Source organism: Paenibacillus sp. sgz302190, from assembly GCF_059820445.1.
Genome location: NZ_JBZYAO010000112.1, coordinates 1 through 572 on the forward strand (window position 1 = coordinate 1; position 572 = coordinate 572).

The window sequence follows — 572 nt, forward strand, 5'->3', positions numbered from 1 at the left end:
ATCAGATTCCGAACAGGCGTGGTTTCAAGACTCAACAGGTGTTCTACGTTCCGTTTGGCCAGATCCCGTTCATTATCGTCATAACGGCTTAGGCAGGTACTAAGAACCAGTTTGTTCTCTAAATCGTACAGATGGGAAGAGAGTGCCCTGGCTATACGAAACCCGACTTTGTAAGTCGTCGTGTATCCATACACGTTTCTGGTTTCAGATGTATTTGGCAATTCCATCACGCTGCCGTCCATAGCAAGCAGTCGAAATCCATGATACGTTTTGAAATCCCCGTCTTCGTAAAACGCCTGAACCAGTTCGTCATTTAGCAAGGTGAACGCGGCCGGGGAGAGCTTTTGTCTGGCCTCGGAAAAGGACTGTTTCGTATACGTTGTCGTTGTCGCCTCTTCTGGCATGAACATCTCGCGAAATTCATCCAACTCCAACTGCGTCGATTTTCGGACCATGCGGAGGATGAGAAGCAGCAGCGGAAAGAAACCAATCTTGCGATTGCGTTTAAAATCCTGCGTATTCTTCTTCGCGCTTTCTTTGAATTCGTCGCTTTTCATCTTGTTAAGCACACG

At 47.4% G+C, this 572-nt stretch carries 1 protein-coding gene; it reads right to left on the reverse strand.

The genetic code is table 11. The features are described from left to right. The coding region (locus AC6RNO_RS36770; RefSeq protein WP_497108447.1) for a transposase at positions 1-572 on the reverse strand (572 nt) is incomplete at both ends.